The 13886-nt window shown below is 70.4% G+C and carries 12 protein-coding genes; 8 read left to right on the top strand and 4 right to left on the bottom strand.

The window, feature by feature from the left end:
- Positions 1-84 precede the first annotated feature (84 nt).
- Positions 85-522 (top strand): Lrp/AsnC family transcriptional regulator, encoded by a 438-nt coding sequence (locus LY05_RS01625; RefSeq protein WP_072746293.1) that lies wholly within the window; start codon positions 85-87, stop codon positions 520-522.
- Between the two features lie 74 nt (positions 523-596).
- Positions 597-3407: a valine--tRNA ligase gene (locus tag LY05_RS01630; RefSeq protein WP_148921861.1), complete on the top strand. Its 2811-nt coding sequence runs from the start codon at positions 597-599 to the stop codon at positions 3405-3407.
- Positions 3408-3648: 241 nt separating this feature from the next.
- On the opposite strand, the gene LY05_RS01635 is transcribed toward LY05_RS01630, so the two are convergent.
- The 4 genes from LY05_RS01635 to LY05_RS01650 form a co-directional block, all read right to left on the bottom strand.
- A complete protein-coding gene (locus LY05_RS01635; protein WP_148921862.1) occupies positions 3649-4101 on the bottom strand; it encodes a MarR family winged helix-turn-helix transcriptional regulator in 453 nt (150 codons plus the stop codon).
- A 660-nt stretch (positions 4102-4761) separates the two neighbouring features.
- A complete protein-coding gene (locus LY05_RS01640; RefSeq protein WP_148921863.1) occupies positions 4762-5697 on the bottom strand; it encodes a helix-turn-helix domain-containing protein in 936 nt (311 codons plus the stop codon).
- Complete coding sequence (locus LY05_RS01645) at positions 5694-6482, bottom strand: uracil-DNA glycosylase family protein (RefSeq protein WP_148921864.1); 789 nt, start codon at positions 6480-6482, stop codon at positions 5694-5696. The genes LY05_RS01640 and LY05_RS01645 overlap by 4 nt, the downstream gene beginning before the upstream one ends.
- Positions 6483-6506: 24 nt before the next feature.
- Positions 6507-6773: a hypothetical protein gene (locus LY05_RS01650; protein WP_072746289.1), complete on the bottom strand. Its 267-nt coding sequence runs from the start codon at positions 6771-6773 to the stop codon at positions 6507-6509.
- Positions 6774-7166: 393 nt separating this feature from the next.
- On the opposite strand from LY05_RS01650, the gene hmgA reads away from it, so the two are divergent.
- The 6 genes from hmgA (at position 7167) to LY05_RS01680 (ending at position 13604) form a co-directional block, all read left to right on the top strand.
- Positions 7167-8531 (top strand): homogentisate 1,2-dioxygenase, encoded by a 1365-nt coding sequence (gene hmgA / locus LY05_RS01655; protein ID WP_072746288.1) that lies wholly within the window; start codon positions 7167-7169, stop codon positions 8529-8531.
- The gene (locus LY05_RS01660) at positions 8528-9433 is read left to right on the top strand and encodes an MBL fold metallo-hydrolase (protein ID WP_148921865.1); all 906 of its coding nucleotides are present in this window, start codon (positions 8528-8530) and stop codon (positions 9431-9433) included. Before hmgA ends, LY05_RS01660 begins: the two co-directional genes overlap by 4 nt.
- Positions 9430-10713 (top strand): fumarylacetoacetase, encoded by a 1284-nt coding sequence (gene fahA, locus LY05_RS01665; protein ID WP_148921866.1) that lies wholly within the window; start codon positions 9430-9432, stop codon positions 10711-10713. The genes LY05_RS01660 and fahA overlap by 4 nt, the downstream gene beginning before the upstream one ends.
- An 87-nt stretch (positions 10714-10800) precedes the next feature.
- Entirely contained in the window at positions 10801-11751 is a 951-nt protein-coding gene (locus tag LY05_RS01670; RefSeq protein ID WP_072746285.1) for an MBL fold metallo-hydrolase, read from the top strand.
- Between the two features lie 57 nt (positions 11752-11808).
- Positions 11809-13404 carry an FAD-dependent oxidoreductase gene (locus tag LY05_RS01675; protein WP_148921867.1) on the top strand — a complete coding sequence of 532 codons (1596 nt, stop codon included), beginning with the start codon at positions 11809-11811 and terminating at the stop codon, positions 13402-13404.
- Positions 13401-13604: a DUF2783 domain-containing protein gene (locus LY05_RS01680; RefSeq protein ID WP_072746283.1), complete on the top strand. Its 204-nt coding sequence runs from the start codon at positions 13401-13403 to the stop codon at positions 13602-13604. The genes LY05_RS01675 and LY05_RS01680 overlap by 4 nt, the downstream gene beginning before the upstream one ends.
- Positions 13605-13886: the final 282 nt, after the last annotated feature.

Here is a 13886-nt window from a genome sequence, read left to right on the forward strand (position 1 = left end):
TTTGCAGCCGAAATCGACCGATGAAAAGACGCAGATCGACCGAAAGCATTGGCGATTCCCCGGAAACGCGATAAAATCGCCGACATGGAGACTCTGGACGACATCGACCGCAAGCTTCTCGCCCTGCTGCGGCGCAACGCGCGCACCCCGGCCTCGGATCTGGCCCGCCGCGCGGGCGTCGCGCGCAGCACCGCCCAGGCCCGCATCGAGCGCATGGAGCGCATGGGCGTCATCCGCGGCTACACCGTGCGCACCGACCCGCACGCGGCCGAGATGATCCGCGCCTATGTGCTGATCCAGGTCGAGCCGCGCCGCGCCGCGGCCGTCGCCGCAGCGCTCGAGCGCATGCCCGAGATCGAAAGCCTGCACACCACCTCGGGGCGCTTCGACATGGCCGCGCAGGTGGCCGGGCGCACCACCGCGCTGCTCGACCGCGCGCTCGACCGCATCGGCCTGGTCGAGGGCGTGCGCGGCATGGAGACGCTGGTCCAGCTCTCGACCAAGGTGGACCGGCGCGCCTGAGCGGCTTCCATCGGGCGGCCGCGCGGGGTAAACAGCCCGCCAGCCCCATGCATCCGAGCCGGAAAGCCGAACCCATGACCATGGACAAGACCTTCGACGCCAAGACGGCCGAGCCCGAGATCTACGCGCGCTGGGAAGAGGCGGGCGCCTTCCGCGCCGGCGCCAACGCCTCGCGTCCCGAGACCTTCTCGATCGTGATCCCGCCGCCCAACGTCACGGGCTCGCTGCATATGGGGCACGCGCTCAACAACACGCTTCAGGACATCCTGGCGCGGTGGAAGCGGATGCAGGGCTTCGACGTGCTCTGGCAGCCGGGCCAGGACCATGCGGGCATCGCCACGCAGATGGTGGTCGAGCGCAAGCTGGCCGCCGAGGGCCAGCCCTCGCGGCGCGAGCTGGGGCGCGAGAAGTTCCTGGAAAAGGTGTGGGAGTGGAAGCGCGAGTCGGGCGACACCATCATCCGCCAGCTCAAGCGCCTGGGCGCCTCGTGCGACTGGTCGCGCAACCGCTTCACCATGGACGAGGGTTTCCACGACGCGGTGCTGCGCGTGTTCGTCGGCCTTTACAAGGCGGGGCTGATCTATCGCGACAAGCGGCTGGTGAACTGGGATCCGCATTTCGAGACGGCGATCTCGGATCTCGAGGTCGAGCAGGTCGAGACGCGCGGCGCGCTCTGGCGGCTGCGCTACAAGCTGGCCGACGGGCTGACCTACCGCCATCCCATGGTGCGCGAGGGCGAGGGCCCCGACGCGCCGCTGCGCGGCTGGACCCCGGCCGACGGCGCGCCCGATGCGTGGGAGGAGCGCGACTACGTCGTCGTCGCCACCACGCGCCCCGAAACCATGCTGGGCGACGTCGCGGTGGCCGTCTCGGCCGATGATCCGCGCTATCGCGACCTGATCGGCAAGGAGCTTGTGCTGCCGCTGGCCAACCGGCGCATTCCCATCCTTGCCGACCAGCACGCCGACCCGACCAAGGGCACCGGCGCGGTCAAGATCACGCCCGCGCACGACTTCAACGATTTCGAGGTCGGCCGCCGCCACGGCCTGCCCATGATCAACGTCATGGACACGCGCGCGCGGCTGGCGCTGGAGGGCAACGAGGATTTCCTGCGCGCCGCCGCGCCGACCCCCGAGGCCATGGCCCTGCACGGGCTCGACCGCTACGAGGCGCGCAAGCGCATTCTCGAGCTGGCCGAGGCGCAGGGCTGGCTCGACGGCCGCGACGAGGAGGTGCACGTCGTGCCCCATGGCGACCGCTCGAAGGTGGCGGTCGAGCCCTTCCTGACCGACCAGTGGTTCGTCGACGCCAAGGCGCTGGCCGCCGAGGCGCTGGCCGCGGTGCGCGACGGGCGCACCGTGTTCCACCCCCGCAGCTGGGAGAAGACCTACTTCCAGTGGCTCGAGAACATCGAGCCCTGGTGCGTTTCGCGCCAGCTGTGGTGGGGGCATCGCATCCCCGTATGGTATGGCCCCGACGGCACGCCCTTCTGCGAGGCGTCCGAGGACGAGGCGCGGGCCGCCGCCGAGGCCCATTACGGCCGCCCTGTCGCGCTCGAGCGCGACCCCGACGTGCTCGACACCTGGTTCTCGTCGGGTCTGTGGCCCATGGGCACGCTGGGCTGGCCCGAGGACACGCCCGAGCTGCGCCGCTACTACCCGACCTCGGTGCTGGTGACGGGCTTCGACATCATCTTCTTCTGGGTCGCCCGCATGATGATGATGGGCCTGCACTTCATGAAGGACGCGCAGGGCCGCCCGCAGGTTCCCTTCCGCGACGTCTACGTCCACGCGCTGGTGCGCGACGAGAAGGGCAAGAAGATGTCGAAGTCGGTCGGCAACGTGATCGACCCGCTCGACCTGATCGACGAATACGGCGCCGACGCGGTGCGCTTCACCCTGGCGTCGATGGCGGCGATGGGGCGCGACATCAAGCTGGCGGTGGGGCGCGTGGCCGGCTACCGCAACTTCGCGACCAAGCTGTGGAACGCGGCGCGCTTTGCGCAGATGCATGGCTGCAAGCCCGATCCCGCCTTCGACCCGGCCGCGGCGCGGCTGCCGCTCAACCGCTGGATCGCGGGCGAGACGGCGCGCCTGCGCCGCGACGTGGATGCGGCGCTGTCGGACTACCGCTTCAACGACGCGGCGGGCGCGCTCTACGCCCATGTCTGGGGCGTGGTCTGCGACTGGTATGTCGAGATGGCCAAGCCCATCCTGACCGGCCCCGACGGCGCCGACAAGGACGAGACCCGCGCCGCCATGGCCTGGGCGATCGACCAGTGCCTGATCATGCTGCACCCCTTCATGCCCTTCGTGACCGAGGCGCTGTGGGGGCAGATCGCGCCGCGCGACAAGATGCTGATCCACGCCGACTGGCCCGCCTGGGGCGCCGAGCTCGAAGACCCCGCCGCCGATGCCGAGATCGGCTGGATCATCGCGCTGATCGAGGGGGTGCGCTCGGTGCGGGCCGAGATGAACGTGCCGCCTTCGGCGAAGATCCCGCTGACGCTGGTCTCGGGCGGCCCCGAGGCCGAGGCGCGCATCCGCAAGAGCCTGCCGCTGATCTCGCGCCTGGCGCGGATCGAGACGTTCTCGGTCGCCGATGCCGCGCCGCGCGGCGCGGTGACGCTGACGCTCGAGGGCGCCGAGGTGTGCCTGCCCCTGGCCGGCGTGATCGATGCGGGCAAGGAGAAGGCGCGGCTGGAAAAGGCGCTGGACAAGCTGCGCAAGGAGATCGCCGGCCTCGAGAAGAAGCTGTCCAACCAGAGCTTCCTCGCCAAGGCCCCCGAAGAGGTGGTCGCCGAGCAGCGCGAGCGTCTGGAGGCCGCGCGCGACGAGGCCGCGCGCCTTGAGGGCGCGGTGGCGCGCGCGGCGCAGATGGTCTGACCGGCGCGCCCGCGCCGGCGTCTTCCCCCGCGGGCCCGCGGGTCGTCATGGGGGCGCGCAAGGGGCGCATCAGGCCCGGCCTCTCCCGCGCGCCCGCGGGTCCCCGCGGGTCATGGTCGGACCCTGCGCTTGCGCGGCAGGTTTCGATCTGCGCGTCTGCGCGGCGGCCGGCCGCTCTTGCGCCGCGGGGCGATCGGTCGGCGGCGTCTTGCCCGAGCTCGCGGCGCCGGGCGTGGGCGGATCAGTCCGCCTCGGCCGGCGCGTCGCGCAGGCTGGCCAGCAGCTTGTCCAGCGCGCGGTCGAAGGCGGCGGCCTCTTCGGGGGCGAGGGCGGCGCGCATGCGGCGCTCGAATGCCAGCGCCTTGGGCGCGATCTCGTCCATCAGCCGCCGCCCCGCCGGGGTCAGCGACAGCGCCACCAGGCGCCGGTCCTCGGGATCGGGGGCCTTGCGCACATAGCCCGCCGCCGCCAGCCGCGCCGCCGCGCGCGAGACCTTGGACTTGTCCATGTCCACGCGGCCGTGGATCTCGCGCACGGAAACCTGCTCGACCTGCGACAGGTGGCACAGCACCCGCCATTCGGGGATCGAGATGCCATGCTCGGCGCCGTATATCGCCGCCAGCTTGCGCGAGGCGGCGCTGGCCAGCACGGCAAGCCGGTAGGGCAGGAAGTCGTCCAGAATGAATTCGGTCACGGCGCGTCCGGGCTGATCGTTGCTTCTCCAATGAAGTCACGGATGGCGCGCCGGATCAAGGCGCGCGCCACGAGGCGCCGGCCATGTCGAACGGGCGCGAACGGCGCCGGCGCCGGCGCCCGCGCGATCCTGTCGGAGCGCGACGGCGGCGGGTGGGACGCCGGCTGGAGAGGCGCCGGCGGGCGGCGGCTCTCCTGCCCGGGGGCGCTCGGGAATCGCCAGCGAGATTCGCTTCCTCCCTTCTCCGTCAGAGCCGATGAAACTCCGCAACGGGCGAAGGGCGCGGAGTTTTCCGGGCGTCCGCGCGCCGATCCGCTCCGGCGGCGCCCGGCGGCCAATCTCGCGGACTTCGGCTTGCGCCGAGCCTCGAGGAACAGCCGGTCGTCCTGCGCTTTCGCTTCCCAAGGCGGCAGGCCTGCCCGCGGCGCCCCGTCCGAGTCGCTCATGCTTGCGGAGATCGCCGACGCTCCGCATCTGCGGGCCATCGATGAATCGGATGATCGCCGTGCGGTGAATCACGCTCTTCTCGCCTCCGCGCAGGTCCGCGCCGGATACGATCCGCGCCCTCCCGCATCGGGGCCACCCGGGCGACGCCGGCCAGGCCGAGTTGCAAGGTGGCGGCGTTTGCCGGGACGCGATCGGCGCCAGCCAGAACGGGCCTCATCCCGTTTCCAAAGCCAGGATGTGCTTGACGCCCGCCGCGGCGAGGTCCGGCTCGGGCAGCCGGAGGGTTCTGGCCAGGGCGCGCAAGGCATCGATGTCCGGCGCAACGCGACGACCATGAAGAAGGTCGTCGAGCCATCCCGCATCGAGGCCGGCTTTCGCGACCGCGGCCGATGCATCAAGGCCCCGCAGCTCCATGATCCGGGCAACGGCTTCGGGAAAGCTCAGATCCGGATCATGCAGCATGCCGACGCTGGCGAGGTCGGGGCCGTCTTCCGCCGCTTCCTCAAGCTGGGGGATGAAGCCGCGCCGCCGCGAGAGCCAGAGCCTGGCATCCGCATTGGCAAGGGTGAATCCGGTTCCCTCGAGTCTGGAGCGCGCGTGGCCCCGTCTCTTTTGGAGCTTGAAGCCCTCCTTGCTCAGCGAGGTGCGCACAGCCGGCACGGTCATGTTCGCCAGCAGCGAGAGCTGACGAATGTCCATGTCCCACTGCCAATCCTTGTCCAAAAGGGCGAAGCGGGCGAAGAAGGTTTCGAGCATGCGCCGCAGCGGGAAGTCGTTGAGCGTGCAGAACGGCGATGGCTGGGCGTCCGCGTCCGTTTCCGGAAAACCCTGCAGAAGGCCATCGACCTCGTGCCAGGTGCTGAGAACGGCGGAACGGTCCTGCGGGCGGCATTGATAGGCGTAATCATATGCCACGCGCGCATGGTAATGGATCTCGTGGCGCGTGATATCGATCGCGGCGATCTCTTCGCGCGTCAGATCCTGAACGTCCACGAAGCCGTCTCCGTCGAGGCCAAGATAATCGCGCACCGTTCGCCCGTCATCGTCCGGCCCGAAGGCCGCGAGGATGCTTGCCTGACACAGGATTGCGTCACGGATCTGCTCTTCGATCTGATCCCAGCTGTAAGGGATTTCTCCGGTCTTGTTCATGCGGACTCCCCTTCGCGCGTTGCCATCTGTTCGGAAAGACGGGCGAATGCCTCGATCAGCGGCCCGGGCCGTGTTCTGGGTGAAGCGTCCTCGGGGCGTTTTCGGCCAAGGAAGACGGCGACCCGCTCGGCATTCGCTCCGCTGGGGTGGGGCATGCCGGCGAGCACGCGCGAGCCGCGCAAGAGGCCGGCCTGAACCAGGTGCGCCGCTGCGGCCTCGGCCTTTGCGCCAAGCGGCAGCCAGAGCGCATCCGGCAGCAGCCGGGCTTCTTCCGCCAGCCAGGTTTCGACCATGCGCCGCAGAATCGGGGTTTTCAGCATGTGCGGGGCGCCGTTGTAGTTCTTGCCGTCGACGAGGACCGGGTAGCGCAGGGCCGAGGTGAAGTGGACATCGGTCGACCCCGAGCGGAACAGTTCTGCGGCGCTGGTCAACCCGAAACGCCGCGCCACGCCGATGGCGTCCAGCATCGCCACAAGGTTGGCGCGCGTCGCCCCGCCGCTGAAGCTTGCCGTCATCTTCGCCTTTTCAAGAACGGCCTCGATCGGCAGGCCGGCATCGCGCGCTTCGACGGCGGCGTTCACGGCGTTGACCGCCTGCGTCAGGCCAGGGGTGATGCCCAGGATGACGAGGCGCGCCGTGCGGACGATGTGGTCGAACGGGGCGTAATGGACGCTCACGCGGCCGTCCTGCGCCAACAGGAGGTTCTTCTGGCGAGCGAATTCCTCGTTCCTCGTGGGGGTCAGGGTTGGAAGGAGCATTCTTGCAAGCGTCAGGTCTTGTTCCATGGGTCTCAACCTTTTTCGAGGGGGTTACTGACGGAATCGGCGAGTGCGACGTGCGGCGGTGATGATCTGATCGCCGTCGCCGACGATCACATACGCGCCGCAATAGCGCCCGAGCCTGTCCCGTCGCGTGCGATCGCCGTCGGCGGCCAGATCGATCGCTTGACGGTCGAGCGTCAGGCTTGCGGCGCCCCTCGAGTGACGAGGGGTTCCGAATTCGTAGATCGTGGCGACGACATCGAGCGGCAGGCATCGCTTTCGAGCGCGATATTCGGCGTGGCGTGTGAGTTGCATGGCCCCTCCTTGAGATTATGTTGATAACATATCGATAACATTTTTTAGCGCAACAAGGAAAGTGATACGGATAACTCATCAATTGCCTGTTTCCGTGTTATGTTGCCTTCGTGCAACAGCGGCGGCCTATGCGGCTGTCTGGCGGTTGCGAGCTGAAGGCCGCCGGCGGCTGGGCTTGCGATCCTGGCCATGGCGCATCGGCTTTTCATGATCTTGCGGTTCGGCGCGGGCGCTGACGCGGGCTCGGCCCGGCGCGATCCGTGACGGCGGCGGCGGCCGGCCGTCGGACCAAGGGGGCGGTCGCCTTCGCCGCTTGACATCGTTGCAAATGCAACGTTACCGTTCCCCCGAGGCCGGCCCAGCATCGCCGGCCAGGTCACCGGGGAGAGAGCGATGAACGTCAATGCCGCCTCGCGCGAGATGGTGCGCGCGCCCAGCGCCATCGGCACGACCGAGGGCTACATGCCCGGCTTCGGAAACGACTTCGAGACCGAGGCGCTGCCCGGCGCGCTGCCGCGCGGGCAGAACAGCCCGCAAAAGTGCAATTACGGCCTTTACGGCGAGCAGCTTTCGGGCACCGCCTTCACCGCGCCCAGCCACCAGAACGAGCGCACCTGGTGCTACCGCATCCGCCCGTCGGTCAAGCATGTGGGGCGGTTCTCGCGCATCGAGCTGCCCTACTGGAAGACGGCGCCGCACATCGTGCCCGACGTGGTCTCGATGGGGCAGTTCCGCTGGGATCCGGCGCCGCTGACGGACGAGAAGCTGACCTGGCTGACGGGCATGCGCACCATGACCACGGCGGGCGACGTGCACACCCAGACCGGCATGGCCAGCCACATCTACCTGGTCACCGAGTCGATGGTGGACGATTACTTCTACTCGGCCGACAGCGAGCTTCTGGTCGTGCCCCAGCAGGGGCGGCTGAGGTTCTGCACCGAGCTCGGGATCATCGATCTCGAACCCAAGGAGATCGCGATCATCCCGCGCGGGCTGGTCTATCGGGTCGAGCTGCTCGAGGGGCCGGCGCGCGGCTTCGTGTGCGAGAATTACGGCCAGAAGTTCGAGCTGCCCGGCCGCGGTCCCATCGGCGCCAACTGCATGGCCAACCGGCGCGACTTCAAGACCCCCGTCGCCGCCTTCGAGGACCGCGAGGTTCCCTCGACCGTGACCGTCAAGTGGTGCGGCCAGTTCCACCGCTGCGAGATCGGCCATTCGCCGCTGGACGTGGTCGCCTGGCATGGCAACTATGCGCCGTGCAAGTATGACCTGCGCAACTACTGCCCCATCGGCGCGATCCTGTTCGACCACCCCGACCCGTCGATCTTCACCGTGCTGACCGCGCCCTCGGGCGTGCCGGGAACGGCCAACATCGACTTCGTGCTGTTCCGCGAGCGCTGGATGGTCATGGAGCACACCTTCCGTCCTCCCTGGTATCACAAGAACATCATGTCCGAGCTGATGGGCAACATCTACGGCCAGTATGACGCCAAGCCCCACGGCTTCGTGCCCGGCGGGATGAGCCTGCACAACATGATGCTGCCCCACGGCCCGGACCGCGAAGCCTTCGAGAAGGCCTCGAACGCCGATCTCGTTCCCGAGAAGCTGGACAACACCATGTCCTTCATGTTCGAGACGCGCTTCCCCCAGCAGCTGACCGAATACGCCGCCCGCGAAGCGCCCCTGCAGGACGATTACGTCGATTGCTGGAACGGGCTCGAGAAGAAGTTCGACGGCACGCCGGGCGTCAAGCCATGAGCGCATGGGTCGCGCTTCTGGGCGCCAAGGGCGGGCCGGCCATCCGGCCGGGCTCGTCCATGCCCACCTCCAGCCTCGCGCGGCTGGGCGGGCGGCTGGCGCTGATCGACGCGGGGCTGGGCGCGGCGGCGGGGGTGACGCGCCAGGGCGTGGAGCTGACGGCGCTCGACCTGATCGTCGTCACGCATCTGCACTCGGACCATGTGCTGGAGCTGGGGCCGCTGATCCACACCGCCTGGACGGCGGGCCTGCGGCGCCCGCTGACGGTGCTGGGCCCGCCGGGGCTGGCGCGGGCGTGGGAGGGCTTCGTCGCCTCGATGGCCTGGGACATCGACCTGCGCATCGCCGACGAGGGGCGCCCCGACCTGCGCGATCTGGTGCGCATCGAGACGCTGCGCGAGGACGCGGCGCACGAGTTCGGCCCGCTGCGGCTGCGCGCCATGCGCAACGATCATCCCCCCGTGCGCGACAGCTTCGCCCTGCGGCTCGAGGCCGAGGGCCTGGCGGTCGTCTTTTCGGGCGACACGGCCCCGATGGACGAGATGGTTCCCTTCGCCGCCGGCGCCGACCTTCTGGTGCACGAGGCGCTGCTGGAAGAGGCGGTGGACGCGCTGTGCGCGCGGGTCGGCAACGGCGACGAGCGCCTGCGCGCCCACATCATGCGCAGCCACACCCGCGCCGAGGACGCGGCGCGCATCGCCGCCCGCGCCGGGGTGCGGGCGCTGGCGCTCAACCACCTGATCCCGGCCGACGATCCGGCCTATGACGAATCGCACTGGCGCGCGGCGGTCGCGCCGCACTGGAGCGGGCCGCTGCACATCGCCCGCGACGGTCTGCGCATCGATCTTGGCCCGCAGGGCGCGGGCGGCGCGGCCGGGCTGACGACAGGAGAGACGATTTGAGCCTTGAGCAAAGCTGGGTCGAGAGCGCCAACGCCCCCGACCACGACTTCCCCATCCAGAACCTGCCCTACGGCGTGTTTTCGCCGCTCGACCGGCCCGACGCGCCGCCGCGCTGCTGCGTGGCGATCGGCGACATGGCGCTGGACCTCGCGGCGATCGAGGAGGCGGGACTCTTGCGCCCGGGCGGCGCGCGGGCGGTGTTCGCGGCGCCCGCGCTCAACGACTTCATGGCGCTGGGGCCGGCGGCCTGGGAGGCGGCGCGCGCGCGGCTGACCGACCTGTTGCGCGAGGGCGGCGCGCGCGATCTGCGCGACGACGCGGCGCTGCGCGCGCGCGCGCTGGTTCCGCTGTCGCGCGCGCGCATGCATCTGCCCTTCCGCGTCGCCGGCTACACCGACTTCTATGCCGGGCGCCAGCACGCGTGGAACGTGGGCGTGATGTTCCGCGGCCCCGAGAACGCGCTGCCGCCCAACTGGCTGCACATGCCCATCGGCTACAACGGCCGCGCCTCGACGGTGGTGGTGTCGGGAACCGAGCTGCGCCGGCCGCTCGGCCAGCTCAAGGGGCCGGACGACGCCGCCCCGCGCCTCGGCCCGTCCGAGCGGCTGGACTTCGAGCTCGAGATGGGCGCGGTGGTCGGCGTCGGCAATCCCATGGGCCGGCCGGTCAGCGTCGCCGAGGCCGACGAGATGATCTTCGGCCATGTGCTGCTCAACGACTGGTCGGCGCGCGACATCCAGGTGTGGGAGTATCAGCCCCTGGGCCCCTTCCAGGCCAAGGCCTTCGCGACCACGATCAGCCCCTGGGTGGTGACGCGCGCCGCGCTCGAGCCCTTCCGCGCGCCCTCGCCCCCGCGCGAGAAGCCGCTTCTGCCCTATCTGCACGAGCCCGGCCCCATGCTGCACGACGTGCGCCTCGAGGTGGCGCTGGCGCCCGAGGGCGGCGAAGAGACCGTGATCAGCCGCACCAGCAGCCGCGAGCTCTACTACTCGTCCGCGCAGCAGCTGGCCCATCATGCCCTGTGCGGGTGCGCGATGCAGACGGGCGATCTTCTGGGCACGGGCACCATTTCGGGACCCGAGCGCGACTCGTTCGGCTCGCTGCTCGAACTGACCTGGGGCGGGAAGGAGCCGCTGACGCTGAAGGGCGGCGCGCGGCGCGCCTTCCTGCAGGACGGCGACGCGGTCGTCATGCGCGGCTGGGCGCAGGGCGAGGGCTGGCGCGTGGGCTTCGGCGAATGCGCGGGCCGCATCCTGCCCGCGCCCGATTTCGCGGGCTGAGCCCGCCCGACCCGACCGCGCCCGCATCCGCGCGGGCGCGGGGCAGGCGGCCGACGCATGGCCGCGCGACGAGAAGGGAGAGAACTCATGGCCAAGGCGTTCGCTTCGCAAGGCGACCTTGAGGAAAAGAAGACCAGCTTCACCGAGATCGGCCGCGGCCTGTGGGCCTTCACCGCCGAGGGCGACCCCAATTCGGGCGTCATCATCGGCGACGACTCGGTGATGGTGATCGAGGCGCAGGCCACGCCGCGCCTGGCGCGCAAGGTGATCGACGAGATCCGCAAGGTCACGGACAAGCCCATCACCCACCTGGTGCTGACCCACTACCACGCGGTGCGCGTGCTGGGGGCCTCGGCCTACGGGGCGGGGCAGGTGATCATGTCCGACAAGGCCCGCGCCATGGTGGCCGAGCGCGGCAAGGAGGATTGGGAAAGCGAGTTCGCCCGCTTTCCGCGCCTGTTCCAGGGGCATGAGAGCATTCCCGGCCTGACCTGGCCCACCACCACCTTCTCGGACCGCATGACGGTGTATCTGGGCAAGCGCAAGGTCGAGCTGATGCATCTGGGCCGCGCGCACACCGCCGGCGACATCGTCGCCTGGGTCCCGGACGAGGGGGTGATGTTCACCGGCGACATCGTCGAATACCGCTCGGCCTGCTATTGCGGCGACGGGCATTTCGCCGACTGGGGGCGCACGCTCGACCGCATCGCCGCCTTCGCGCCGCAGTCCATCGCGCCGGGGCGCGGCGACGCGCTGGTCGGCCCCGACATGGTCGCCGCCGCCATCGAAAGCACGCGCGACTTCGTCGACAGCACCTATCGCCCGGTCGAGCGCGTCGTCGCCCGCGGCGGCTCGCTGCGCGAGGCCTGGGAGGCGGTGCGCGCGGCCTGCGATCCCAAATTCGCCGACTACGCCATCTACGAGCATTGCCTGCCCTTCAACGTCGCGCGCGCCTATGACGAGGCGCAGGGCATCGACACGCCCCGCATCTGGACCGCGCAGCGCGACCGCGAGATGTGGGACGCCCTGCAGGGCTGAGCGCGGCGGCCGGGGGCGCGCGCAGCTCCCGGCCCGCACCGAGCCGAGGAGGAAGCCGTGCGCTACGAATACAAGGAATTCCCCTACGAAACGCCGCCCGCGCTGCGCGGCGCCCCCGAGCCGCGCCGCCCCGTGGCGATCGTGGGGGCGGGGCCGGTGGGCCTGGCTCTGGCCATCGACCTGGCGCTGCGCGGCGTGCCCAGCGTGGTGCTTGACGACAACAACGTCGTCTCGGTGGGCTCGCGCGCCATCTGCTGGTCCAAGCGCACGCTCGAGATCTTCGACCGCCTGGGCGTGGGCGAGCGCATGGTCGAAAAGGGCGTGACCTGGAAGGTCGGGCGCACCTATCACGGCGAGCGCGAGGTCTGGTCCTTCGACCTTCTGCCCGAGGAAGGGCACAAGATGCCCGCCTTCATCAACCTTCAGCAGTATTACGTCGAGGAATACCTGGTCGATCGCTGCCGCGATTTTCCCGAGCTGATCGAGCTGCGCTTCAAGAACCGCGTCGTCGCGCTCGAGCAGGGCGCCGAGAGCGCGGCGCTGACCGTCGAGACCCCCGACGGAACCTATCGCCTCGAGGCCGACTGGGTCGTCGCCTGCGACGGCGCGCGCAGCCCCGTGCGCGCCATGCTGGGGCTGGAATTCGAGGGCGTGCTGTTCGAAGAGCGCTTCCTCATCGCCGACATCGAGATGAAGGCCGACTTCCCCGCCGAGCGCCGCTTCTGGTTCGAGCCGACCTTCCATTCGGGCCAGTCGGCGCTGATGCACAAGCAGCCCGACGACATCTGGCGCATCGATCTGCAGCTGGGCTGGGACGCCGACCCCGAGCAGGAGAACCGCCCCGAGCGCATCATCCCGCGCATCCGCAAGGTGGTGGGCGATCGGCCCTTCGAGCTGGACTGGAGCTCGATCTACACCTTCCAGTGCCGGCGGCTCGAACGCTTCGTGCATGGGCGGGCGATCTTCGCCGGCGACAGCGCGCACATCGTCAGCCCCTTCGGCGCGCGCGGCGGCAATGGCGGGGTGCAGGACGTGGACAATCTGGGCTGGAAGCTGGCGGCGGCGATCCAGGGCCGGGCCGGGCCTGGCCTGCTGCCCAGCTACAGCGACGAGCGCGTGCAGGCGGCGGACGAGAACATCCTCAACTCGTCGCGCTCGACCAACTTCATGACCCCCAAGACCCCGGTCGAGCGCCTGTTCCGCGACCAGGTCCTGCGCCTGGCGTCCGAGGCGCCCTTCGCGCGGCGCATGGTCAATTCGGGGCGGCTCTCGACGCCGTGCGTGCATGACGGCTCGGCGCTCAACGGTCCCGACGACCCCGCGCTGCCGGCGGTCTCGCGCCCGGGCGCGCCGGCGCCCGACGCGCCGGCGCCCTGGGGCTGGCTGCTCGATCGGCTGGGCCGCGGCTTCGCGCTGCTGGCGCTGGGCGAGGCCGCGCCGCCGCCCGCGCCCGAGGGGGTCGAGACGCTGCGCATCCCGCAGCCTTCGGACGAGATGCGCGCCCGCTGGCTGGGCGAGGCGCCGGGGGCGATCTGCCTGATCCGCCCCGATCAGCATGTGGCCGCGCGCTGGACCGCGTGCGACGGCGCGCAGCTGGCGCGCGCGCTCGACCGCGCCATGGGCCGCGCGCCGCGGCAGGAGGACGAGGCATGAGCAAGCTGGCCGCCGATCCCAACATCGCCGATCCCGACGGCTTCTACGCGCGTCTGCTCGAGGCGCATCGCGGGCTGTCCGAGGACGAAAGCCATGCGCTGAACGCGCGGCTGGTGCTGATCCTGGCGAATCACATCGGCGACGAGGCCGTTCTGGACGAGGCGCTGGCGCTTGCGCGCCGCCTGGCCGAGCCGGGCTGAGCCCGCCGGGCGCCGGCGACGCGACGTCAAGCGGCGCGCGAAGCCCCGCGCCCTTGCGCGGGGGCGCATCCGGCGCCTAGATGGGGCATGTCCCGCGGACGCGCGGCGCGGCCGGTCCGCTCCTTGCGCGGCGCGCGCCGGGGCCGCATGGCGTCGCCGTGACGGCGCCGGCCCCTGGCGCGTCAGGTCCGCTTGCCGCGACGCGGGGCGGGTCCCGCCTTCGCCCCCCAACGAAGGCGGGACCTTTTCGTTCGCCTGCGCCCTGCGGCGGCCGCCCCCGGC

This window comes from Oceanicella actignis, assembly GCF_008124525.1.
Classification (GTDB): domain Bacteria; phylum Pseudomonadota; class Alphaproteobacteria; order Rhodobacterales; family Rhodobacteraceae; genus Oceanicella; species Oceanicella actignis.

Coding starts and splice junctions, on each gene's coding strand:
- LY05_RS01650 (WP_072746289.1), bottom strand. CDS start 6,773: ATGCAACTCACACGCCACGCCGAATATCGCGCTCGAAAGCGATGCCTG.
- LY05_RS01640 (WP_148921863.1), bottom strand. CDS start 5,697: ATGAACAAGACCGGAGAAATCCCTTACAGCTGGGATCAGATCGAAGAG.
- LY05_RS01680 (WP_072746283.1), top strand. CDS start 13,401: ATGAGCAAGCTGGCCGCCGATCCCAACATCGCCGATCCCGACGGCTTC.
- LY05_RS01625 (WP_072746293.1), top strand. CDS start 85: ATGGAGACTCTGGACGACATCGACCGCAAGCTTCTCGCCCTGCTGCGG.
- hmgA (WP_072746288.1), top strand. CDS start 7,167: ATGAACGTCAATGCCGCCTCGCGCGAGATGGTGCGCGCGCCCAGCGCC.
- LY05_RS01645 (WP_148921864.1), bottom strand. CDS start 6,482: ATGGAACAAGACCTGACGCTTGCAAGAATGCTCCTTCCAACCCTGACC.
- LY05_RS01660 (WP_148921865.1), top strand. CDS start 8,528: ATGAGCGCATGGGTCGCGCTTCTGGGCGCCAAGGGCGGGCCGGCCATC.
- LY05_RS01670 (WP_072746285.1), top strand. CDS start 10,801: ATGGCCAAGGCGTTCGCTTCGCAAGGCGACCTTGAGGAAAAGAAGACC.
- LY05_RS01630 (WP_148921861.1), top strand. CDS start 597: ATGACCATGGACAAGACCTTCGACGCCAAGACGGCCGAGCCCGAGATC.